The sequence below is a fragment of the Nocardioides jensenii JCM 1364 = NBRC 14755 genome, from assembly GCF_001552535.1.
Taxonomy (GTDB): Bacteria; Actinomycetota; Actinomycetes; order Propionibacteriales; family Nocardioidaceae; genus Nocardioides; species Nocardioides jensenii.
In genome coordinates this window covers 65,531-88,477 of sequence record NZ_BCRJ01000011.1, presented here as the reverse complement: position 1 = coordinate 88,477, position 22,947 = coordinate 65,531, and the positions used below count along the sequence as shown (strand labels likewise).

General features: G+C 68.2%; 17 protein-coding genes and 3 pseudogenes. 8 read left to right on the top strand and 12 right to left on the bottom strand.

Going from position 1 to position 22,947, the window contains the following annotated elements; translation table 11 throughout:
* A partial coding sequence (locus NJ4_RS25060) for a helix-turn-helix domain-containing protein (protein ID WP_157550794.1) occupies positions 1-246 on the bottom strand: 246 nt, incomplete at its 3' end.
* 119 nt (positions 247-365) lie between these two features.
* Between NJ4_RS25060 and NJ4_RS27240 the strand changes: the two are divergent.
* Positions 366-593 (top strand): annotated as a pseudogene (locus NJ4_RS27240) (IS1380 family transposase); the annotation flags it as partial.
* A gap of 15 nt (positions 594-608) precedes the next feature.
* Here NJ4_RS27240 and NJ4_RS05770 read toward each other — a convergent pair.
* The 3 genes from NJ4_RS05770 to NJ4_RS05760 are packed head-to-tail and all read right to left on the bottom strand — an operon-like array spanning position 609 to position 4,394.
* Complete coding sequence (locus NJ4_RS05770; protein ID WP_067431545.1) at positions 609-1,058, bottom strand: DUF6262 family protein; 450 nt, start codon at positions 1,056-1,058, stop codon at positions 609-611.
* A complete protein-coding gene (locus tag NJ4_RS05765) occupies positions 1,048-3,297 on the bottom strand; it encodes a tyrosine-type recombinase/integrase (RefSeq protein WP_217996776.1) in 2,250 nt (749 codons plus the stop codon). Before NJ4_RS05765 ends, NJ4_RS05770 begins: the two co-directional genes overlap by 11 nt.
* Entirely contained in the window at positions 3,294-4,394 is a 1,101-nt protein-coding gene (locus tag NJ4_RS05760; RefSeq protein WP_217996775.1) for a site-specific integrase, read from the bottom strand. Before NJ4_RS05760 ends, NJ4_RS05765 begins: the two co-directional genes overlap by 4 nt.
* A gap of 143 nt (positions 4,395-4,537) precedes the next feature.
* On the opposite strand from NJ4_RS05760, the pseudogene NJ4_RS27235 reads away from it, so the two are divergent.
* A pseudogene (locus NJ4_RS27235) lies at positions 4,538-4,794 on the top strand (IS1380 family transposase); the annotation flags it as partial.
* A gap of 150 nt (positions 4,795-4,944) precedes the next feature.
* Here the strand turns inward: NJ4_RS27235 and NJ4_RS05750 are convergent.
* Both NJ4_RS05750 and ribA read right to left on the bottom strand, forming a co-directional pair.
* Positions 4,945-6,144, bottom strand: a complete 1,200-nt coding sequence (locus NJ4_RS05750) for an IS110 family RNA-guided transposase (RefSeq protein WP_067431535.1) — start codon at positions 6,142-6,144, stop codon at positions 4,945-4,947.
* Between the two features lie 532 nt (positions 6,145-6,676).
* On the bottom strand, positions 6,677-7,258 hold the full coding sequence (ribA, locus tag NJ4_RS05745) for a GTP cyclohydrolase II RibA (RefSeq protein WP_082748207.1): 582 nt from the start codon (positions 7,256-7,258) through the stop codon (positions 6,677-6,679).
* A 356-nt stretch (positions 7,259-7,614) separates the two neighbouring features.
* Between ribA and NJ4_RS05740 the strand changes: the two genes are divergently transcribed.
* A complete protein-coding gene (locus NJ4_RS05740) occupies positions 7,615-8,856 on the top strand; it encodes an IS110 family RNA-guided transposase (RefSeq protein WP_067431526.1) in 1,242 nt (413 codons plus the stop codon).
* A gap of 844 nt (positions 8,857-9,700) precedes the next feature.
* On the opposite strand, the gene NJ4_RS05735 is transcribed toward NJ4_RS05740, so the two are convergent.
* Positions 9,701-10,138: an OsmC family protein gene (locus NJ4_RS05735; protein WP_067431523.1), complete on the bottom strand. Its 438-nt coding sequence runs from the start codon at positions 10,136-10,138 to the stop codon at positions 9,701-9,703.
* Complete coding sequence (locus NJ4_RS05730; protein ID WP_067431521.1) at positions 10,135-10,977, bottom strand: substrate-binding domain-containing protein; 843 nt, start codon at positions 10,975-10,977, stop codon at positions 10,135-10,137. The genes NJ4_RS05735 and NJ4_RS05730 overlap by 4 nt, the downstream gene beginning before the upstream one ends.
* Positions 10,978-11,288: 311 nt before the next feature.
* Here NJ4_RS05730 and NJ4_RS25545 point away from each other — a divergent pair, with 311 nt between their 5' ends.
* Positions 11,289-11,441 carry a hypothetical protein gene (locus NJ4_RS25545; RefSeq protein ID WP_174524586.1) on the top strand — a complete coding sequence of 51 codons (153 nt, stop codon included), beginning with the start codon at positions 11,289-11,291 and terminating at the stop codon, positions 11,439-11,441.
* A gap of 166 nt (positions 11,442-11,607) precedes the next feature.
* On the opposite strand, the pseudogene NJ4_RS27230 reads toward NJ4_RS25545, so the two are convergent.
* Positions 11,608-11,741 (bottom strand): annotated as a pseudogene (locus tag NJ4_RS27230) (IS256 family transposase); the annotation flags it as partial.
* A gap of 167 nt (positions 11,742-11,908) precedes the next feature.
* Here NJ4_RS27230 and NJ4_RS26345 point away from each other — a divergent pair.
* The 3 genes from NJ4_RS26345 to NJ4_RS26540 all read left to right on the top strand — a co-directional run bounded on the left by NJ4_RS26345 (position 11,909) and on the right by NJ4_RS26540 (position 13,620).
* Entirely contained in the window at positions 11,909-12,397 is a 489-nt protein-coding gene (locus NJ4_RS26345) for a tyrosine-type recombinase/integrase (protein WP_217996774.1), read from the top strand.
* Between the two features lie 93 nt (positions 12,398-12,490).
* Positions 12,491-12,670 (top strand): hypothetical protein, encoded by a 180-nt coding sequence (locus NJ4_RS05720; RefSeq protein ID WP_067431517.1) that lies wholly within the window; start codon positions 12,491-12,493, stop codon positions 12,668-12,670.
* 776 nt (positions 12,671-13,446) lie between these two features.
* The gene (locus tag NJ4_RS26540) at positions 13,447-13,620 is read left to right on the top strand and encodes a 2-oxo acid dehydrogenase subunit E2 (protein WP_245644475.1); all 174 of its coding nucleotides are present in this window, start codon (positions 13,447-13,449) and stop codon (positions 13,618-13,620) included.
* A 493-nt stretch (positions 13,621-14,113) separates the two neighbouring features.
* Here the strand turns inward: NJ4_RS26540 and NJ4_RS05715 are convergent, their stop codons facing one another.
* On the bottom strand, positions 14,114-14,614 hold the full coding sequence (locus tag NJ4_RS05715; RefSeq protein WP_067431513.1) for an MFS transporter: 501 nt from the start codon (positions 14,612-14,614) through the stop codon (positions 14,114-14,116).
* Between the two features lie 577 nt (positions 14,615-15,191).
* A complete protein-coding gene (locus tag NJ4_RS05710) occupies positions 15,192-15,596 on the bottom strand; it encodes a hypothetical protein (protein ID WP_067431509.1) in 405 nt (134 codons plus the stop codon).
* Between the two features lie 253 nt (positions 15,597-15,849).
* On the opposite strand from NJ4_RS05710, the gene mobF reads away from it, so the two are divergent.
* Complete coding sequence (gene mobF, locus NJ4_RS05705; RefSeq protein WP_067431507.1) at positions 15,850-21,780, top strand: MobF family relaxase; 5,931 nt, start codon at positions 15,850-15,852, stop codon at positions 21,778-21,780.
* 892 nt (positions 21,781-22,672) lie between these two features.
* Here the strand turns inward: mobF and NJ4_RS05700 are convergent.
* On the bottom strand, positions 22,673-22,945 hold the full coding sequence (locus NJ4_RS05700) for a hypothetical protein (RefSeq protein ID WP_157550785.1): 273 nt from the start codon (positions 22,943-22,945) through the stop codon (positions 22,673-22,675).
* Between the last annotated feature and the right edge of the window lie 2 nt (positions 22,946-22,947).

The following is a 22,947-nucleotide window of genomic DNA, read 5'->3' as shown; positions in this document are numbered from 1 at the left end:
AGGCGGCGGCTTCAACGTCTCGGCCACGATCTGTCGATGATCCAACGTCCTTGGCCGACCCGGCCGCGGAGCATCACGCAGCCCGGCAATGCCACGATTCTGATAGCGGCCGCGCCAGTTCAAGACGGTCGTCACCGTCGCGTCCGTCAACTCCGCCATCCGCGTGTTCGCTACGCCCTCCGCAGCCAGCAGCACGATCCGCGCACGCTTGGCGGCCGAGCCCCGAACCGGTCGGAACGGGTCCATCGCTCAAGCTCTGCGCGATCACCATCACGAAGAACCAACGCCGGAGCAGGACGATTCGCCATGCCTCATGATTTCAGACACCGAACCATCTAACAATTAACGACGCGCTCCGCAGCGAGCAGGGCGAGTTGTTCGCGTCCTACCGTCACCACGCCTTCATCACCAACAGCACCCTGGGCATGGTCGAGGCCGATCAGCGTCACCGCGATCACGCGATCGTTGAGCAGGTCATCGCCGAACTCAAGGACGGGCCGCTCGCGCACCTGCCGTCCGTTATCTTCAGTCGGGGTGCTGACTGGGTCGCTGACCTGCATGTTTGCGTCGCGGACAGTGTTGTCGACGCAATAGCGTGACGGCAGTTGTCAGCACGGACCGATGAGTTCGGCGGCTTGCCTCCCGGGCGTGTTGCGGCGCGAGGTCTGGCCGGTGACTCGGGCTGTGCGGGTAACACCGAGGGCTTCGGCGAGTGCCTCGCGCAGCTGACGGTTGTCTGCTTCGAGCTGGCGCATCCGTTCGGTCGCGGCCTCGAGGCGTCGCAACAGCGAGGCGTCGCTGGCAGCCTGCCGCTGCGGGGTCCGCGGCGTCGAGGGAGTCGGTGTGTGGCGTGCCCGTAGCGCTTGGATCTGGTCGCGGAGGTCGGCTTGAGCGTAGAGCCAGGAGCGGGAGACGCCGGCCTCGCGGGCGACGGCCTCGAAGGTGATGGCAGCGCCGTCCTGGTCGAGTCGGCGCAGCGCGCGGAGTGCCCGGGTGCGGGTCTGCTCGGCCCGGTCCCGGGCAGCGCTGACGAGGTGTCGGGTGTTGTCAGCTCGCATCGGCGGTCCCTGCCGGTTCGTGTTCGATCTGACCGATCATCTTGTCAAGATTGGTCAGGACCTCGGTGTTCATCTGGGCCAGCCGGGTGTGCCCGTCGGCTTCGGCCTTGTCGATGAGCGCGAGGGTGCGGCCTCGATGTTCACGCAGTTCGGGGAGGAATTCGGGTCCGGTGATGAACACCGGGCAGGTCAGGCAGGCGTTGGCGTGCGGGCAGCTCTTCTGCACCGGGAGCCCGCAGTAGCCGTTGGGCAGCGTCTGGGTGGCCATTCCGTAGCGGGTCTTGGCCCACTGCGCCTGACCGAGCGGACCGTCGGGGTCGATGTCGACCCGCTCGCCGTTGATGTTGACCTTGGTGGCCTGCTCCCAACGCCGCCGGACGGTCTGGTCGGTGATCCGGGCGTAGTGGGCAGTCATCTGCGTCGACTCGTGGTCGAGCAGGACCCGGATGACCTCCTGGGGGACGTCTCGGTTGATCAGCCGGCAGGCGAAGGTGTGGCGCCACTGGTGCGGGGTCAGGTGCACCTGGCCGCCGTGCTCGTCGTGGACCTCACAGAGCGCCAGCCAGGCGTTGAGCATGCCGCGGTAGCTGTAGTAGCTCAACGGACGCTGACCGCCAGCGTTGCCCTTGAGTTGCGGGAACAGGTGCGGGTGCCGGTCCGGCCACCGGGCCGCGACCCGTTGCTGTTGGGCACGGATCTCGACCTCGAGGTCAGCATCGATCGGGACGGCGGCCTCACGGCGCATCTTGTTGTTGACGTAACGCAGGTAGGGAGCGCCCTGGCCGTCGTGGAGCAGACAGTTGAAGGCCAACGTGCAGGCGTCGGTCGCCCGCAGGCCGGCCCGCATCAAGATCAACGTGACCAGTCGTCCCTCAGGGTTGGGCCAACGGTCGAGGTTGGCAACTGCTTCGACCTGGGCCATCACGTGCTCGGCGAGGTGCCGGGTGACCTTGCCTGAGCGGCGGGGCAGGTCACCGGTGAAAAACACCGCGGTCGTCGGCAGGCTCGGCTCCCATCCGTGCTGACGCAGCGCCTGGAAGAACATCCCCAGACAGGTCACGGCATCCTCACGGGCGCCGGGTCCGACCTCGGCGGTGGCCAGCCACGCCAGGTAGCGTTCCAGCAGCGCACGGTCCAGGCCAGCGATGGCGTCGGTCTCGGGGACGGCCTCGGCCAGGAAGCCGCTGAACCGCCTCAATGCCTTGACGTCGGAGACGACGGTGCCGACCGCGAGCCCGGACGACAGCCGCAGCCGGGACCAGCGTTTCACCGGCTCGCGCAGCCAGGGCTGGGTGATCTGGTCGAAACGCAGCCGGTGCCGTGAGGAGGCCTTGCCGGGGTTGGGAGTCAGGCCGGGCAGCCGTTCCAGCCGCCAGATGTCGCGGGGATACTCCACCTCCCAGCCGGTGCCCTCGTGCAGCGTCTCCACGGTGTCTCGAGCGAAGGCAAGGAACGCCGGATAGCTGTTCGTCTTCGGCCCCGCTCGATCGGCCCACCAGGGTGCCGGTTGGTCCAGCAGCGAGGACACCGCGGCGTCCCGAGCCTGGCGGATCGCCCAGTTGACGACCGGTGCCGGCAGCATGATCGTCGCGGCGTCGGCGCGGCACTGGACGGCGTACTGCAGCTCGAGCTTGAGCAGCGGTGGGAGCCCGGAGAAGTCGATGCGGTCCCGGCCGGTCAACAGGCAACGGCTGATGAACCCCTCCACCTCAGGGCGTCCCTGCATCCGCCACCGGGTCTCGTGGGCCTTGCAGAATCGGTTTCGTTCGCTGTCGATCCATAGCGAGCAGAACGGCAGCCCGCAGCTCCTGCGACCCGTCGGGTCCGCGGCGACCGCGGCCGCGGCCCAAGCCACCGGGTCGGGGTGGCGGCTGGTGGTCCAGGCGCTGCGGTGCCGCATGCACAGCCCCAGACCGCTGCTGCCGTAGCGGCAGCCCGGCACGGTGCACCCGGTCAAGTCGCGACGCCCGTTCAGCGGTGGTCCAGGGTCAGTGAGGAACTCAGCCAGCTCGGGCCGCCCGCGGTCGATCCATCGCTTCTGGTGGGTCGAGCACAACCGGTTCCCCGACGGCGACCGGTCACAACCAGTCACCGAACAACAACCACGACCCAGCACCGGATGATCGGCGTCGGGGACGTAGAGGTCGACGCGGAACTCGCAGCGGACCGCCCTCATCAGCTTCTCCAGCAGCCCCGGCCAGGTGCTTGTTGCCGCGGCCGGCCTCCTGGCCGGGCTCATAACCGGACCTCGGCTCCGGTGAACCAGCCGGCGGCCGCCAACGTGGCGCGGGCGTCCTCGATCGTGAGGTGTCCGTAGGTGTCGACGGTGGTGGTGATCGAGGCATGGCCGAGCAGTTCCTTCACGCTCTCCATCCCCGCCCCTCGGCGCAGGAGCCAGGTCGCATACGTGTGCCGGAACCAGTGCGGCGAGAAGTCGACGCCGGTGCGGCGGCGCAGCCGCCCCACCAGGTCATAGACCGCCGGATAGGTCAACGGATGCCCGTGCGGGCGTCCCCACAGGTTGACGAAGACGTAGTCCGAATCCAGCGTCCCGTACTCGATGTTGAGGTAGTCGGCATAGAGCCGGATCAACGCACCGCTGGTCGGGATGAACCGGGGGCGGCTGCCCTTGACCCGGGCCCGATTGTCGTTGACTCGGGGCACCACCCCGACCTGGCAGCCGGCGATGTCGAGGTCTTCGTGCCGCAGCCCGAGCGCCTCACCGATCCGCATCCCGGTGTCCAGCAGTAGCGCGAACAACAGCCGGTCGCGCAGGTGGTCACAGGCGTCCAGGATCGTCTGCGCCTCGGTCGTGGTCAGCACCCGGGGTCGTGGCTGCGGGGACGCCAGCTTGATCGTGCGGCGCCGTTGATCCCCGTGCTTCACGATGTGCTGCAAGAACGGTTTGAACGACGTCACCGACGACGACCGCCCCCGACCCGGCGGCGCCATCGTGACCAGCAAGCCAGCCAGTGCCACTCCGTGGCGGGCGTGGAACTCGCAAAACGACGTCAACGCCGCCAGCTTCCGGTTCACGCTCGCCGCTGAGCAGTGATGCGCCACCGACGGCAACACCTGCACCCGCCCGTCGCGCCCCTCGGGAGGCAGCCGGAGCCACGCCACATACCCCGCGACGTCCTCCAACGTCGCCGTCTGCCAGTCCAGGTCCCGCCCGGCCAAAAACGTGAACCAGTCCTTCAGATCATGCGCATAGGCCTTGACGGTGTTCGGTGACCGCTCGATCGAGGACAAGTAGCCGAGGAACCGCTCGACCGGATCGACCGGGACATGGTCATCACCCAGGACCGTCCACGACTCGAACCGAGAACCGGGCATGAGCACGCGCTGGACTCGCATAAAGGACGTTCCGTCTGCGTCATGGACAACGGAAGGTAACCGCATCCAGCACGCGGTCCCCGAGCACAGAGCCCTCGTCATGCACGTCGTGGACGCCCTCGAAACGGCCCCAGATAACCAGCGGGAAGTACTCCGCCAACGCAGCCTGGGTCGCCTGCGCGGTGATCGCGTTCAACCTCGCCCGCGCCACCGCAGCCGCGGCCGCGATGCACACCGCCCGCTGGGCGACCCTGCGGACCCAGATCGTCAACATCCCCGCCCGGATCGCCACCACCGGTCGCCGGCTCGTGCTGCACCTGCCAACCCACTGGCCCTGGCACCCGGATGGGAGTCGCTGTGGTCGACCGCGACCGGCCCGCCAAGCCCGATCACGACCTGACCAACCAGCCGGCGACGGCACAACCCGAGGGCCTCAAGTGGAAGAGCCGGAGCAGACCGGCGGGTCAGCCATGCCCACTACCCGAGTCCCACCGCGAATCAGCAAAATCACCCATCACGAATCAACGTCGGTGGAATCTCAATGAAGTTGTCAAGCGGTTCGTAGCGGTGGATTCGACGTGAAGACGCGGTTGTCACGCAGTAGCGCCCAGAGCACGTCGACCCGGCGACGGGCCAGGCAGATGAGTGCCTGGACGTGCTTGTCGCCCTCGCTGCGCTTCTTCAGGTAGTAGTCCCGGTTGGGTCCTTCTCGCATCATCGCTGCGTTGGCAGACAGGTAGAACACGCGCCGCAGCTTGCGGGAGTAGCGCATCGGGCGGTGCATGTTCCCAGTCCGTCGACCCGAGTCCCGCGGAACCGGAACTAGCCCAGCGGCTGAAGCGAGACAGCCAGCGTTGGCATAACCGTTGAGATCGCCGGCTGCAGCGATGAGCTCGGCGCCGAGGATCGGTCCCATGCCGGGCAACGACTCAATGATCTCGGCCTGAGGATGGGCTCGAAACGTGTCGGTGACCCGGGCATCGAGGTCCTTGAGCCGCTCATCGAGCGCCAGCAACTGGGTGGCCAGATCGGCCACGATCGTCGCGGCTACGTCCTGACCGGGGACCACCGTGTGCTGGGCAGTTGCTGCACCGACGGCGCCGGCAGCGATCTGCGCAGCGCTGCGGACCTTCCGCTTGACCAGCCATGCCTGCAGCCGCGATTGGCCGATGCGGCGGATCGCCGCGGGTGTCTGGTAGCCGCTCAGCAGGACCAGCGCTCCGCGGCTGTGGGCGTAGTCGAAAGCCCGTTCCAGTGCGGGGAAGTAGCCGCTGAGGACGTCACGGAGCCGGTTGACCATGCGGACTCGGTCAGCGACCAGATCGGTGCGGTGAGTGACCAGGAGTCGCAGCTCGGCCACCAATGTCGCCGACACCTCCACTGCGGTCAGGTCGCCACGTTGGCGGACAGACTCAGCGATCACGTAGGCGTCGCGGGCATCGGTCTTCGCCTCACCGCGGTAGGTCTCAGACATCCTGTTCACGATCCGGCCGGGCACGTACTTCACGCTCTGGTCGTGAGCGGCAAGCAGCGCCAGCAGTAGCCCCGACATGGTCCCGGTGACGTCCACGGCCCAGATCACCTGATCGGCACGGGTGTTGATCGCACTGATCGCCTCGAGGATCGCGGTCTCGTCGTTGTAGACCTTGCTTGACCACAACGTTTCGCCGGCCTCGTCGATCAGACACACCCAGTGGTGTCCCTTGCCGACGTCGACACCAGCCCAGCCCTGAGAAGCTGGCTCTTCCATCCGTTGGTCTCCCTTCGGTGACTCGACTCCATCGTCGGCCCGAAGAGCTCCTCGCTGGCGGATCCGTAAACAGCGACCAGAACGCGCATCTCAATCAGCAGCCAAGGCGCCCCGGAGGAGCCGGGCGGCCATTCCACCGGAGCCACCTCAAGGGCGATCAAGGCTCAGCCACACCCGACCCTCCCGGGCCACTGAACAACTTACGGATCAGGGCTCAGGAAGATACGGCATCAAACCGCGCGACGGTTCACTGACGATGCGGCGCCGACCGCGTACGGACCAGCACCTCCAACGCCTCTCCGCTGGACCTTCGACATCGGCAACGGGTCTGCTGGGGCATCACCCCAATCTACGATCCAAATAGTTATCTACTCGTCAGACACGCCACTAGTGACCATCACCGTCGAGGACGGGCCCTATCGCACTGCTTCCCTCAACAATGTATTGGGAAATCAGCTCCCGAGGTCGTCACCCCCTCGGATCTCCGGTGAGGCCAGAGAACGCCATACGTGCACGTGTCGCAGCGTGGCGGTCATGAATACAAATGCTGGTCGACCGGGCTCACCGGCGCCTGAGGATGGAACCGGTGCCCGCGTGACATTTTGGCGGCGAGGTAGTGTGTGTTCTCGGACGTCTCGTGGCGGCGGGTAGGGAAGACTCCACTGATGCCGATCCCCCACGACGCAAGTTCACTGGCCTTACGGGGATTGCCGGTGAGCAGATCCACCCGGTTCACGCCGAGCGCGATGAGCATTTGGGCCGCCACGCGATAATCGCGAGGGTCTTCATCGTACCCCAACGCCATGTTGGCCTCGAAGGTGTCGAGACCCTGGTCCTGCAGGCCGTAGGCGTCAAGCTTGGCGTAGAGACCGATGCCCCTTCCCTCTTGACGCAGATAGAGCAGGTACCCACCAGTGGACGCGACGGCCGCCATTGACTCCTCCAACTGAGAGCCGCAGTCGCAACGGCGTGACCTGAAGACGTCCCCGGTCAAGCACTCCGAGTGCACCCGGACGACCGGAGTCCCGGTAAGGGGGCGGAGGTAGGAGCCGAGCCCCAGGGCCAGATGCTCGCCCTGGTCCACGAGGCTGGAGAACGTGAAGGCGCGTGCCATCTCTCGCTCGCCACCCGGGAGGCCGACCGGTACGTCGACCGACGTGCGGACGAGCGCCCGCGGGAGCGAACATGCTGAATGCTCCGAGCCATCTGGAGCCGCTCGCCTCACTGGTGCACCATCCTCTGGTCGGCGGGTTCAGATGATCTGCTGATGCACCCCTGGTCCCCGCCGGGCCACCGCCACGTTCGCTCGACCTTCGAGGTCCAGCATGCGTTCTGCGGGGTCCGGTGGCCCAGGACACCCAGACCGGCTACAGGGCTGTGCGCCGGAGAGCGCCGATCAGTGAGCGACCGGCTGTGGCGTCCCGGGACCACCGCGTGTTCTCTCACTGCTCCAACAGCGAGGAACTGACAATGAGTGTCACCCCTGCCACCGTGCCAGCGCGAGTCTGCGCGGGTGTTGATTGGGCCAAGGACGACCACGCGGTTTGCATCGTCGATGCCGACGGCGAGGTCCTGGACCGGTTCATGGTCGAGCACACCGCTGCTGGCCTCAAGCGGCTCATCCGCCGTCTGCTGATGGCCGGTGTGGTCGAGGTCGGCATCGAACGCGGCGACGGCCCCGTCATCGAGGCCCTGCTCGCCGCCGAGCTGGTCGTGCTCGTCATCGCACCGAACCAGGTCAAGAACCTGCGCTCGCGCTACGGATCGGCCGGCAACAAGGACGACCGGCACGACGCCTATGTCCTCGCCGACGTGGTCCGCACCGACCGGCGCCGCCTCACCCCGCTGACCCGCTCCACTCCGGCGACCATCGCGCTGCGCAGCAGCGTGCGCGCCCGCCGCAACCTGGTCGAGCACCGCGTCGCCGCGGCCAACCAGCTCCGCGCTCATCTGCAGATCGTGTTCCCCGGCATCGTCGGGCTGTTCGCCGCCATCGACTCCCCGATCAGCCTGGGGTTCCTGGAACGGTTCACCACCCAGACCAAGGCCGACTGGCTTACCCCCGACCGACTCGCTGCCTGGATATCCAAGGTCGGCTACTCCGGCCGGGTCCCCGCCGAGGTGCTGCACGCCCGTCTGCTGGCCGCACCGCGTGGCACCAACCACAGCGAAGCCGAATCCAACGCCGCGGTGACCCTGGCGTTCGTCGCGGTCCTGCACGGGTTGAACACCCAGATCGCTGCCCTGGCCGATGTGATCGCCGAACAGCTCGAAGTCCATCCCGACGCCCACATCATCAAGTCGCTGCCCCGCGCCGTCACCCTGCGCGCCGCCCGGCTCCTGGCCGAGATCGGCGACGCCCGCGGCCGGTTCCCCACCGCCGACTCCCTGGCCTGCCTGGCCGGCGTCGCACCCTCGACCCGCCAGTCCGGCAAGGTCAAGGCCGTCACCTTCCGCTGGTCGGCCGACAAGGAACTCCGCGACGCCCTCTGCGGCTTCGCCGGCGACTGCCGCCGGGCCAACCTCTGGGCCGCCGACCTCTACGACCGCGCGCGAGCCCGAGGACACGACCACCCCCACGCCGTCCGCATCCTCGGACGCGCCTGGGCAAACATCATCTGGCGCTGCTGGCAAGACGGCGTCGCCTACGACCCCGACCGACACAACGCCCTCCAACGCGTCCTCAACGAACACACTCCGAAGGCCGCCTGAACTGGCAGACGTTGACACAGGGCAACTCATGCCATCACCTCGAGAATTGGGCGGAGTGGAGTTTGTCAACGTGCGCGCGCGTATGAACACCACTGGCGAGCGCCGTCGGAGTCGGCGGGTCCAGGTCGCGGACGTCGGTCCGCACCAAGTTCGCGTCCGGGTGTGGGTGGAGCGATTTAGCAGCCTCCACCCGCGTGTGCGGGGGTCGACGTACGGGGGTAGGCGCGCTCGCCGCCCCGTTGGCGGTCACGGTGAAAGATCGTTGCACGGCACCAGACGTGTCCTGCGTGTATCCCTGCCCGTGGTGCTCGGCATCGGCAAGGTAGGCAGCCGGCCACCGCGGAGGGAGGGCGCGGAGAGTGAGAACCGCCGGTACGATGCGCAACCCGTACCCGGGGAACCGCGCGAGGGATCGCAGTACGCCCCGGAGCTGGACGGGGCCGTTGAGGCCGATAGAGGGCACGGCCATCACGTCTCGCCCGTGCACCCTCGCTGGTCCGCAGGAGCTCGAAGAACAAAGCGACATGCTGGACCCACTCGGTCGCGCTGACCGCCGCGACGGTGTCATGCCAGCATCGCAATCGCGATGGCGCGACGTCGCGTCGGCTTGACCCCCAGCAGTCCCTCGCCGTGCCCAGGGTGGCTTCTGCGGGATGACTGCCCAACATCGGTCACGGACGCCGTCACCTACGTCGGCCCCTCGGACGCATGGTACTGGCGAACTGCCTATCGTCAGCGCCTGAGGGCTTTCGGGACTTCGCCGTCTCGTTCTCGCCACCTTCGTCCTCCGGAGTTCGTCCTCAGCTGTTCCACTTGTCCTTGCGCCCTTGCCGCCCGTTCAGAGCTAGGGCCGAACGGCGATCTCCTCCACAACAAGTGCCGCCGACTCGACCAGCGCCTGTCCGGGTCGGCGAGCGGCGAGGACGGGCAGCACCTTGCGCAGTCGGTCCGCCTGCTCCTCGTCCTGCACCGTCCAGTCCAGTCGAACCGTGTCGAACGCAGCACCGTCATCGACGCCCATCACGCGGTCCACATTGAGCGTGGCTGACACTTTAAGGCAGACGACCTCAGCGATATCACGTTCACCTAAGATCCCGAGCACCACTACAGATGCACTGGCAACGCCGGCCAACATGTGTTCGACGGGATTGGCCCCCGCATCGTGCCCCCCGTATTTCTCCGTCTCATCGATGGTCAGTTCATGGCCTCGCACCGAGACTCCGAGCCCCTTGCTCGCGTGCGTCACCTCGACCACCAGGTCCTCGCGCCGTCGCGTACTCATCGGACCTTCTCGTAGAAGTTCCGGACCGACCCTGGCTCTACGGCTAGGACGTCCGACAGCCACGCGACGGAGCCGCTCCCGACGGTCTCAACATCCTCGGGTGTCGGGCCGTAGTTCGGCGCAACGTAGTCGCGAAGCAGTCTTTCCGCGTCCTCGCGCGAGGCCTCCGGCAGGAGTGCCGCGACGGCATTGACCGCGACGGTCGCCTGCGCCTTGATAAGTTCGAGGCCCTCACGCTGGGCGTCGATGACAGCGCGAACCTCCCAGCCGTCGGGATCGATCATGGCCGCGTCGATCCCCAGACCGGCCGTCGGGAACATCATCGCATCCCCGAAGAACAGCAGCTGCGTGAGTCCCAGTCGCGCCAACGCTGTCGGCGCGAAGGAGGTTCCGAGCACGGCGGCGTCGACGCTTCCGGACATCAAGGCCTTCAGTCGTTCGTGATCGCCCGGAATGCCCACCGGAAAGCGCTCCACATCCAGCGCTTCTACTCGAAGCCCGCGGTCTTCCAACAGCTTGTCGGTGAACGCCGAGACAATGGACCCGTCTGGATGGCCCGCGAGGCTCCGCAGGTCGGTCAAGGCGGCGCCTTCTCCCCGATCCCATACCCAAAAGAACGGGTGGAGGGTGTGAACAAGACCCGCGCACCAGGTCCGGTGTCCCTTGAGCGTCTCAATCAGCGAACCACCCAGACCCGCCGAAAGCGGCGCCTCGGGGTGCTCGTGACCGGCCACGGTCTGAACGTCGACACCGAGGCGCGCATAACTGCCAGCTCGGAGAGCTGTCTCGTGCACGACGAGCTCGTGAACGTTGCGATCGCGGTACCCCAGGAGAACCATAAAGCCTCAGTTCGTCATAATGAACGCAGGTCGTTATTTCGAACGAACAATAGCAGGGGCGTGTCACCCCGTCAAGGCAGGGAGGTTCGACTTGCTGCGGGATCAATCTCTGTCGACGACGGCCGAAACTGGACCGACAGAGTCCCGCGGGGTGTTGCGCTATGAGGTGATCCTCGGTGCCTACTCGCCGCTCTCGATCGCGGCGCTGTCCCCAGTATTGCTGTCGCGTAGAGCCAGCGCCATGGACGCGCACTTGGGGCGGCCCAGCCCACGGTCTACATGCGCCTGCCTGCCTGCGCGACTGTGCACTGGTGGCTTCCCGGCCGCAGGGGCGGGCATCGATGTTCGCGCTGACCCAGCCCGAGCTCGTGGTCGAGGTGCTGCGCGCCACCGAAGGCGTGCTGGCCGCCACCGGTGACGCGGTCACCCTGTGCCCGGTTTACGGCGAAGCGGCGAACGAGTGAGCCCTGCCGCAAGCACCGGGTGGATCACAGATCCTCACTCGCGGCGTCGGCTGGGCGGCCGGGCGCAGCTGCTCGCGGGGCGCGTCGGTGACCTAGAACATCGTCCAGGGAGCGTGTCAAGTTTTCTGTGTAAGGGGGCCGATCCCTTTACTTGTCCGGATGGGTTCTATAGGCGGGGGTTGATGCGGTCGGGGTAGGCGATCGCGACTGGGCCTTGCGGTCCTTGCCCTTCTTCCCTCGGTCTCGCTCGCGGTGGCGGGCTCGCTTGTCCTCGATGTTGCAGATCGCCAGCCACAACAGCGGCCACCGAACACGGTGAAGGCCTACGCCCACGACTTGAAGGACTACTTCGTGTTCTTGGCCCACCACGGAATGGATTGGCGCGAGGTTCGGCTGGAGGACTGAGCAAGAGCGGCCCGCGGAAGCGGCGGGCGATCGCGCTGAAGACGCCGCAGCGGACCCCTCGGGTGCTCACCGCAGCCGAGGTGCAGACGATCCTGGATGCGTGCACCCGACTGCGGGACCGGCTGTTGTTCGCGGTGCTCTATGACACCGGGATGCGCATCGGGGAGGCCCTGGGCCTGCGCCATGAGGACCTCGCTGCGGCAGAGCGCGAGGTGTCCATCACCGCCCGGGTCAACGACAACGGCGCCCGGGTCAAGACCGGCCGCTCACGCACGATCCCGGTCGGCACTGACCTGCTGCGGCTCTACGCCGATTACCTCCATGCCGAGTACGGGGACCTCGACAGCGACCACGTGTTCGTCAACCTCTGGGGCGACCCGATCGGACATGCGTTATCCTACCGGGCTGTCTACGACCTGGTCCTGCGGTTACGCAAGCGGACCGGGATTGACTTCGACCCGCACTGGTTCCGGCACACCGCGGCCACGAGGATGCTGCGTGACGCGGTCCCGCTCGAGGTGGTCTCCAAGCTGCTGGGCCCGCCTCGGTGACCACGACCGCCGACATCTACGGACACCTCACCAGGAGGACGCCCGCCGCGTGCTGGAACAGGCAGGCTGGTTCACCGGGACCGAGGTCCGCCTGTGAATCCGCAGCTCCCGACCACGATGACCCGGGCAGGAACCGCCGGGCTGCTGGAGAAACTGATGGCCACCGTCCGGGCCGAGTTCCGCGACGACGTCCTGGTCTTCGACGCCGACGACCCGATCTTCAGCGGCCGCACCTGCCGGGTCCGTGAATGTGAACGGTCCGCCCACGGATAGTAGATGTGTCAGGGCCACCCTCAGCGTTGGGTCCAGGCGGGACGTCCGGACCTGGAGGGCTTCATCGCCTCCACCGGTCCGCGGTGGCGACGCGGGCGTCCGAACATGGTCTGCGGTCATCGGCTGCGGCTACGGCTCCTCGCGGCGTGGCCCGTGTGTGCTGCACGCCCAACGCTGGGAACGCGCCGGTCACCCGGATCCGGCGGCCTGGCGGACGGACCCGCTCCCGGTCAAGCAACCCGCACCAGGAGCGACCTGCGCGATCGGGCACTGCGATCTGTGACCGCACGCGACACCGTGGACCGTGCGTGGTGGGAGTTCTTCAAGAACTACACGCCTGGTGAGCACGGGCTCCGATAAGTCCGTGAGCCCCAACGCCGGCACCACCCGCGCCGCCGAGCCGCGGAGACAGGAGCCCGAGCCGCAGGCGTCGAAGCCAGCCGAGAAGGCGCCGGCCGCGAAGGGCGAGAAGAACTCCATGACGGCGGGGCTGTGGAACCGAGGCGAAGGCAGCCGGCCCCACGCCGCAGGTGAAAAGTGCCGCCTCGGCGCGCCCACGGGCGCAACAGACGCCCGCGAAGGCCCCTCGGAAGAGGCCGCCCCCGGTGCCGATCGGCTGTGCCACCACCGGCCCGACACCCCAAGAAGCCCGAGCCGGCGCAGCAGGCCGAGGCCACGGACGAGCCGGAGATGACCGTGCTCCGCGGTGCCCCTGCACGGGCCGCGCAGAACATGGACGCCAGCCTGTCGGTCCCGACGGCCACAGCGTTCGGTCGGTGCCGGTGAAGCTGCTCATCGACAACTGCACGGTGATCAACAATCACCTGGCCCCTGCGCGTGGCGGCAAGGTGTCGTTCACGCACCTGATCGGCTCTGCGCTGGTCAAGGCGGTCCGGGCGATGCCGGAGATGAACAACGGGTTCGACGTCGTCGACGGGAAGCCGCCCTGATCCAGCCGGCGCACATCAAACGCGGGCTCGCGATCGACATGGCGAAGCCCGACGGCGTCCGGCAGCTAGCGAACCGGGCGATGAGGTCGGCGGCCACGGCCTGGCCCGGCAGTCTGGCGCCTTCCGCGGCGGCCGCGGACAGGGCGCGCGGTCGCGAGCATTGTGGGAGTAGCGCATAGCGGACCTTGCGGGCGCGGAGCACCCCGCGAGGTCGGACCGGTCGATCGCGGCCAGGGCATCGGGGGTTCGGAATCCGCTGATCAGCACGGGCGGACCGCGGTTGGAGAAGTCCGGCGCACGCTCCAGGGCGGAGAAGGTAGGACCAGCTCGACGATGTACCCGTTCGGAAGAAGGACGTGCTTCGGCTAGAACCCTCGCGATCCGGCCGTTCGCCTCTTGGGGAGCGCGGCGAGCAAGCCGCCGAGGCGCCGGCTCGCCGCCGCCATCGCGGTGTCCACCATCGGCGCTCGCACCGCTTGCCGCACCGATGGCATCAGCTCCAGTCCTTGCTCCCGAACAGCGGCGAGTCGGCGTCCATCTGATGCGGGTTGACGCCGACGAGGCACTTGTAGGACAGCTCGCCGCCGAGATAGCACACCGCAGTGATGCCGTACAGGTCGGCGAACAGTCCTCCGGCGCCGAGGGAGACGAGCCTGCCGCCTTGCCAAAGGACGCCCATCGTGGCGAAGATCCGGCTGCGGCTGTGCTCGGGCGTCTCGGCCTGGAGCATCGAGTTGAACGTCACCTCGCCGGTGGAGGTACCGACCCCGTAGAGCACCAATGCCACCACCGCGACCGGCAACACGGCCACGCTCGCGATCAGCAGATCGACGACGCCGCGCAGTGCGAAGGGACCGAGCACGAATACTGGTCGGCGCGGGTTCCGGATGAGCCGCAGCAGTGCGAGTGGGCCGAGAGCCGCGCCAACGCCGATGGCCGCGATGAGCGTCCCGTAGCCGCTGCCCGTAACCACAAGGTGTTCCTCGGCCAGCACGACCAGCAGCGCCGATCTGCGCGGTCTCGATCTGCCCGGCGAGGCTCGGCCAGTCTAACAAGGTCGCCAGGCCGACCGTGGTGTCGACGATCCGCTTCCACCGTGCGGGTCGTGGTGGTGTGTGCCTGCGCAGCCCCCTCACGCAACTGGGCGACCTGCGCCGGGTCGAGGAGGATCTAGATCTAGGTCAGTGGCCATCCTGACCAGGATCTCAGCAGCTCGTGCTGACGTCGCCGGCTGCCCGCTCAAGAGGGAATCCCGGGCGGCTGCCGAGTGCCCGGCGAGGGCGTGTTCCGCTCCTTGGGCCGGTCAGGGAGCATGTCCGGCGGCCTCAGCGCCGTCGAGCGGCCACGAATCGCTCCCGCGCGGCGGTCAACCGCTCCTTGGCAGCGGCGGACGGCTTCGGCTGGTCCGACGCGCTCGCCGGCGCCGCCGGCTCCTCGAGCGGTTCACCGCGCCACTGCAGCTCGGTCAGAGGACCGCCTGCTCACGCCGCGCCTGCTGGGCCGCGTCGACCAGCATCCGCCGCAGGTCTGTCGCGGAGATGCCCTCGAAGGATCCTCCGAGCCGCCGGTCATCACGCCACCTGGATGCCGGCGGCCTCGGCAGCGTCGCCGGTGTCTTCGACGGTGCCGTCGGCCGAGTGGGCTCCGGTGTCGTCTCCCGTGTCGGTCTCGACCTGACGCAGACGGCGTACCGTCGCCTGGTCCAGCCCGGTGAGCTGCACGACGTCCTTGATCGCGACCTTCTCCGCCAGCAGCCGCTCGATCGCGGCCGCGGCCGCGACCTCCGCGTGAATGACCGCCTGCTCAGCCCGCGCCCGCTCCTCCCAGGCGACCTCGACGTCGACCGACGCCTCGTCGATGCGCTGCTCTCGGACCAGCTGGTCCGCGTCCAACTTCAGCCGGCGCTCCCGCGCCGCCTTCAGCCGGGCATCCCGCGCCCGGTCCCGACCCGCTTGTGCCTGTGCCGCCTTCCCCATCGGGGACCACCTCTTCCTTGATCGTCACGTCACGGCAACCGCCATGATCCCCTTCACAAGCAAGAAGCAACCTCGACCGACCCAGATCGGACACCTCGACCTCACCGAATTTCCAACACCACAATCCAGCCCACACACTCGACTTTCCGCATTTCCCGACCTCACCAAATCCCTCGCACCCCATGCACTGTCGGAAATTGGTGCCGGGCAGGTGTCCGAAACCGGGTCGCCGTGGTTGCTTCTCCATGGCGTGATGGGTGTGCACAAGCTGACCGCGGGCGACGGGTACACGTACCTGACCCGCCAGGTCGCCGTGCACGATGCGACCGACCGCGGCCATGCGGGGCTGGCCGACTACTACGCCGAGAAGGGCGAGTCGCCGGGCCGTTGGTTCGGTGCGGGGCTCGGTGCGCTCGACCTCGAGGTGGGCTCGCAGGTCACCGAGGCCCACATGCGGAACCTGTTCGGCGAGGGTCGCCACCCGGACGCGGAGCGGCTGGAGAACGCCGCCCTGGACGCAGAGAAGAGCGTCGAGCAGGCCAAGAAAGCCTCCCAGCTCGGCCGCGTGTTCGCACGGTACCTGGGCAACCAGCCGGAGTTCATCCAGGAGACCGCGAAGCGCTACGTCGCCTACAACCTGGCGAACGGCGAGCACTGGAAGACCCCGGTGCCGGCCGACGTGCGGGCGAAGATCCGCACCGAACTGAGCAACGAGCACTTCCTCCGTGAGCACGGTCGGGCCCCGATCGATGACCGCGAGCGCGGCTCCTTCATGGCCAAGGCCACCCGTCAGCAGACCACCGCGGTGGCTGGGTACGACCTCACCTTCGCCGCGGTGAAGTCCGTCTCGACGCTGTGGGCGCTGGCCGATCGCGACGTTGCCAAGGAGATCGAGGCCGCCCATCACTCGGCTGTCGAGGCCACGCTGTCGTGGCTGGAGAAGGAGGTGTTGTTCACGCGCCGCGGCCGCGGCGGCCTCCAGCAGGTCAAGGCGAAGGGGCTGATCGCGGGCATGTTCACCCACCGCGACGCGCGCTCTTCCGACCCGCACCTTCACACCCACGTCGCGGTCAGCAACAAGGTCCAGGACGAGACCGGCCGCTGGCTCGCGGTCGACGGACGGGTTCTCTACAAGGCCAACGTCACCCTTGCGGAGATGTACAACACCCTCATCGAGTCCGAGCTGATCGCCCGGCTGGGGGTTCGTTTCGAGAACCGCAGGAGCGGTTTGGCCAAGGGCGTCGACAAGCGGCCCGTGCGCGAGATCGTCGGCGTCGACGAGCGGCTGGCCAAGACCTGGTCCAAGCGGCACAGTGCCATCGAGGCCCGCCGCCGCGAGCTGGCGGCCGCCTTCCAGACCGAGCACGGTCGGCCGCCGACCGAGGGTGAGGCCGTCACCCTCGCGGAGAAGGCGTGGGACCAGACCCGGCAGGCCAAGCACGCACCCCGCGCCGAGGCCGACCAGCGGGCCGCGTGGCTGGCCGAGGCCGCCGCGATCATCGGTGGTGAGCAGGCCGTCCGGGACATGGTCGAGGGCTGTCTCGGCCACCGCCCGGACGCGCAGGACGTCACCGACGAATGGGTCGCCGAGACCGCGCAGCGTGTCGTCGAGTGGGTCGCCGAGGACCGGGCGACCTGGCAGGTCTGGCACCTGCGCGCCGAGGCACAGCGGCAGGCCCGCTTCCACGGCGTCCGGCTGCCCGACCTCGATACCGCCGTCGACCGCGTGGTGGCCACCGCGATCGCCGAGCACTCGATCGCCTTTAACGACCCTGACCCGCTCACCCACGCGACCACTGCGGCCGAGCAGGACGTGCCGATCCCCGCTCCCCTGCAGCGCACCGAACACGGGGGCGACGGTGAGGAGATCGTCAGCGTCTACAGCCTCGCCGGCGCCCGCCAGTACACCTCCCAGGCCGTGATCGACGCCGAACGGCGCATCGTCGAGTCCGCCCGACGCGCCGGCGGTCGCACCATCAGCGAGGTGCGCGTCGGCATCGCGATTGCCGAAGCCGCCGCCAACGAGCTCCAGCTCAACGCCGCCCAGCAGTCCCTGGTCCGCGAGATGGCCACCAGCGGCCGCGCCGTCCAGCTCGCGCTCGCGCCCGCCGGTACCGGCAAGACCACCGCCATGGCCGTCCTCACCCGCGCCTGGCAGGACTCCGGCGGCACTGTCATCGGCCTCGCTCCGTCCGCGGTCGCGGCGCAAGAACTCGGCGCCTCGATCAACCCCGAGGCCAGCGATGCGGGTGCCGCGGCGAAGGCCAGGGGGCTCCTGAACGGGCCGTGGCGCCCGGGTCGGAAGAAGGTTCGCGCCGACACGCTGGCCAAGCTCGTGTGGCACGCCCAGCACCCGGATCAGCACGGCGGGGCGCCGGCGTGGATGGAGATCAACCCCAAGACCCTCGTCCTGATCGACGAGGCGGGCATGGCGGCGACCACCGATCTGGCGGCCGCGATCGACTACATCACCTCTTGCGGCGGCCAGGTGCGGCTCGTCGGCGACGACCGACAGCTCGCCTCGGTCGCCGCCGGCGGTGTCCTTCGCAACATCGCCCACCAGGTCGGCGCCGTCACTCTCAGCGAGGTCCACCGCTTCCGCAACCGTGACGGCAGCCTCAACCCCGCCGAAGCAGCCGCCACCTTGGCGCTGCGCGACGGCGACCCGTCGGCGATCGCGTTCTACGCCGACCGGGGCCGCATCCATGTTGGCGACCTCGGTGCCTGTGCCGACCAGGCCTACGCCGCGTGGGCCACCGACCGGGCCGACGGCACCGACTCGGTCCTGATCGCGCCCACCCGCGACCTCGTCGCCGAGCTGAACACCCGGGCCCGCAACGACCGCCTCGCTGGCCTCGACGAGAAGGAGATCGGGCGCGTTCTGACGCTGGCCGACGGCACGAAGGTGTCCGAAGGTGACCGGATCATCACCCGCGAGAACGACCGTCGCCTACGCATCAGCCGCACCAACTGGGTCAAGAACGGCGACCGCTGGCACGTCAGATGCGTCAACGCCGACGGCTCGCTGCGCGTGGTCCACGACCAACTCGGCAAGACCATCACTCTGCCCGCCGACTACGTCTCCAAGACGGTCCAGCTCGGCTACGCCACCACTGTCCACGGCGCGCAGGGCATCACCACCGGCACCTGCCACGTCGTCCTCACCGGTGACGAAGACCGCAACCTGCTCTACGTCGCGCTGTCGCGCGGCAAGTTCGCCAACCACCTCTATCTCAACGTTGCCAGCGACGGCGACCCGCACAATCTGATCCGGCCCGAGGCACTGATCCCGCCGACAGCGCTCGACCGGATCGCCGAGATGCTGCGCCGCGACGGTTCGCCGGTCTCCGCGACCACCGCGCTGCGTGAGCAGACCAACCCGCGCCAGCTGGTTGGCGACATGGCCGCCCGCTACCACGACGCTGTCACTGCCGGCGCCGAGAACCTCATCGGCCTGGTCGGCATGGAAAAGATCGACGCGCACGCCGAAGCACTAATCACCGGGCTCACCGAGGCCCCCGCGTGGCCGACGCTGCGCTCCCATCTCGCGCTCATTGCACTGGACGAGCACAGCCCTCTGAAGCTGCTGACTGCCGCCGTGGGCGTCGGTTCGCTTGCTGACGCCCGCGACCCCGCGGCCGTGCTCGACGGCCGCATCGACGACCTCGTCGCCGAACTCACCGCGGCCCGGCCACACGACCCGGACGCTCCCGCGCCCACCGACGGGCCGCTGCCCTGGCTGCCCGGCATCCCAGCCCGGCTGGCCGAGGCCCACGATTGGGGACCGTTCGCGGCCGCCTACCACCAGCTCGTGCGTGAACAGATCGACGCCGTACGCGAACAGGCTCGGGGATGGACCGGCGCCACCGCACCGGTGTGGGCACAGCCCTTCCTCGAGGACGAGGACGCCGACCTGCGGGCCGACCTGGCAGTCTGGCGAGCCGCTGCGGGGACCGACGAGAACGACCTGCGCCCCACCGGCGACCGCACCATCGGCGCCCCCGGCGCCTACCAGGCCAAGCTCAACCGGGCCGTCCGCTCGGCACGTCCGAGCTACCCCTTCTCCCAGCGCACCTGGTACCAGGTGCTGCCCGACAACGTCCGCGCCGACCCGTGGATCACCCCACTCTGCCAGCGACTCGCCCGACTCGAGCGCGCCGGGCTGCCCGTGACCGACTACATCAAGCAGGCACTGGCCACCGATCCATCCCTCTCGGGCGACCAGGACACCGACACGGACACCGCCGCGGCCGCACGGCCGCTGCCCGACGAGCAGCAGGCCGCCGCGCTGTGGTGGCGCATGGTTCCGCACCTCGGGCCGGCTGCACTCGGCGCCGACGAGCACTCCGCGAACCTGCTGCAGCCCACATGGCGCACCGCGCTGGCCGAACTCGTCGGCACCACCAAGGCCGACTACCTGCAGAAGGCTCCCGCCTGGCCCGCGCTCGTGGCGGGGGTCGACGAGGCCTGCGAGCACCACGGCTGGACCCCGACCGAGATCCTCTCCAGCGCACTGGCCGGCGTCCCCCAAGACGGGAGCCTGACCGGCGTCGAGGTCGCCGACGCGCTCGTACTCCGCATCGCCATGCTCACCGACCAGCCGACGGAAGCGCCGCCGCCCCGTGACGACGAGGCGCCGTACCCCGAGGCCGACGTCCCCGCGGACCTCGACCTGCTGCCACCCGAGGACGCCGACGAGTTCATGGCCGCCTTCTACCGCGACCAGCCCGACAACACCGACGTCCCTCTCCCCCACTCCCCCGCCCCGGACGACTACGACACCCTCGCCACCGAGCCGAAGGACCAGGAACCGCCACCGGACGAGCACGACCCGACGTCGTACGACGCCATCGCGGCCGGCGACTACCCGTACGTCGAGGACTCATACGCGACGCCCCTGCCGTGGGAGCAGGCCGTCGAGGTCACCGCCGAGAACGCCTTCCCCGACCCGAACGAGATCCCGGCCGAGCGGATCCATGAGCTCAACCAGCACGCACTGGCCTACTACGAGTCCTGCTACCCACGCTCCTGGGCGCCGGACTACCTACGCGAACGGCTCGGGACCGACCTCGCCAACCACCCCAACTACTCAGTCGGGTACGCGCCCGGCAGCGGCCGCAGCCTGATGCGCCACCTCACCGACCAGGGCGCCACCTTGGACGAGCTCGAACAGGCCAGCCTCGTCACTCGGCGTGAACGCAACGACGGCACGACCTACTACCGCGACTTCTTCCGCGACCGGCTGGTCATGCCCATCCGCGACCCCCAGGACCCCGCAGGAGAGGCGATCCTCGGCTTTGTCGGCCGCCGCAATCCCACCAAGACGGACGACGACTTCGCCGGACCGAAGTACCTCAACACCCGCAACACGAGCATCTTCACCAAGGGCGAGGCGCTCTTCGGGTACGCCGAAGCCCGCGAACGCCTCGCCGACGACGCGCTCCCAGCCATCGTCGAAGGCCCCATGGACGCGCTGGCCATCACCCTCGGCAGCGGCGGCGCCGCCGTCGGCATCGCCCCGATGGGAACCGCGCTCACCATCAACCAGATCAAGCTGCTGCGCGCCAGCATCGACCTCGTCAACGGCCGCGACCGCATCGCCGTGGCCACCGACTCCGACCCCGCCGGTTGGAAGTCGGCGCAGAAGGCCTTCTGGCACCTGACCGCCGCCGACCTCGACCCCACCCACCTCGAACTTCCCGACGGCCTGGACCCGGCCAAGCTGTTCGAGACCCAAGGCGCCGCCGCGATCACCGCCGCCATCGAGAACCGGTCCCCGCTCGGAGACGCGATGATCGACCACCTGCTGCGCACCGCCGGCCACTGGTCCGAGACCGACGTCCGCCAGAAGCTCATCCACCAGGCCGCGCGCATCCTCGGATCCCGCGGCTCCGAGCGCTGGCTCGAAGCCTTCGAACGTCTCCGCGCCAAGCTTCACCTCTCGCCCGGCATCCTCGAGCACCAGACCGTCACCGAGAGCATGGAGCGCGACCGCAACCGCTCGGCCTACGCCCAGGCCCGCATCGATGAGATCAACGCCGAAGAGCGCAAGACAGCCAAGGCCGATCCTCAGTCCCGGCGCCGGGCAGCCGAGCAGCGACTCGCAGCTACAACCACCACCACCCTCCGGCAATGCCACGACGTGCCGCCAACAGGCCCCGATCACGCGGGTCCCGCCCGGTGACAGCACCTCGCTCAGTATCGCTCTGAGCGATTCAGTGGACCCCACTGTGCCCGAACGGGCCATTCACAGTTCAGGAAGCTCGTCAGAAAGCGCGCCGAACCGCTTGGCGCGTTCAGCGGCCCCGCCCCATCCGGTTCGTAGAACAGCACCATCTACTGCGCCTCGTCTGTCAGTGGAAGTCGAGTGAGTGGGTTGGGGAGAAGCAGCCCATCCTGGCCAGCGCGAAGGCTGGCCAAGACTCAAACGGCACAAGTGGAGTCCAGCAGGCAGCACCCAAGACGCTCGGGTCATCCTGCCCGTGAAGTGACACGTCGACCGACGACCACGCGAAGCCACCCTTGCGGCGCAGCGATCCGACATCGACGCCGAGAACCAGTGGGGGTGCTCCCTCACTCCTCCCCCTCGGACTCGCCAATGTCAGTGTCGATGTTCAGAACCCGCGTAGCGGGAGTCGTCTGAGCTCGAAGACGGCGGCGTTCTCCGCCAGGCGACGGGCTGACTTCAGGCGAAGATCAGTGTCTTCACCGTCCTGGATGCTCACGCCCGTAGCGATCGCAAACTCAATCGAGCCCCCCGGCTTGTAGTTGCTGGACGATCTCCTTGTGGATCCTCCGGCTCGTGCGCTGACGGCTTCGATCCGTCTTGGCATTGCGATAGTTGCTGGCGCGGCGCATGAGCTCGACTGACTCGCCGATGTACAGGGTACGGACACCGGCATCATCTAGGCCGAAGTCGTATCGATACAGGCCAGGCAGTCGCGGTAGCGATGGGAACTTTGGCAGCCCCTCAGCGTCCAGGACGACGGGGCCAGCGCGAGCCAGTCGAAGGTGACTCGCACGTCCACAGACTCGAGGACGTCGAGTGCCTCTGCGTCGAACGCGGCTCGGTTGGCTCACGGCTTCGAGCTCCTCGCGTTGGCCGAGATCACCGACCCTCCCTGGCCGACCGAGAAGCCAAGGCGCTCGAGAAGGCGCCGGCTGTTCTGGGATTGGAAGGCCCGACGATCGAGACCCGTAGCAAGCGCCACTACCTGTTTCACCGGCCAGCGGACACCATCGATCTCGACCCAATACTCCTGGATCGATTCCGGCACGCGATCCGTCAGCTCGCGACGGACAAGGTCAGCCGTCAGATCGAATGACCGACTGGCTAGCGTGAATTCCATGC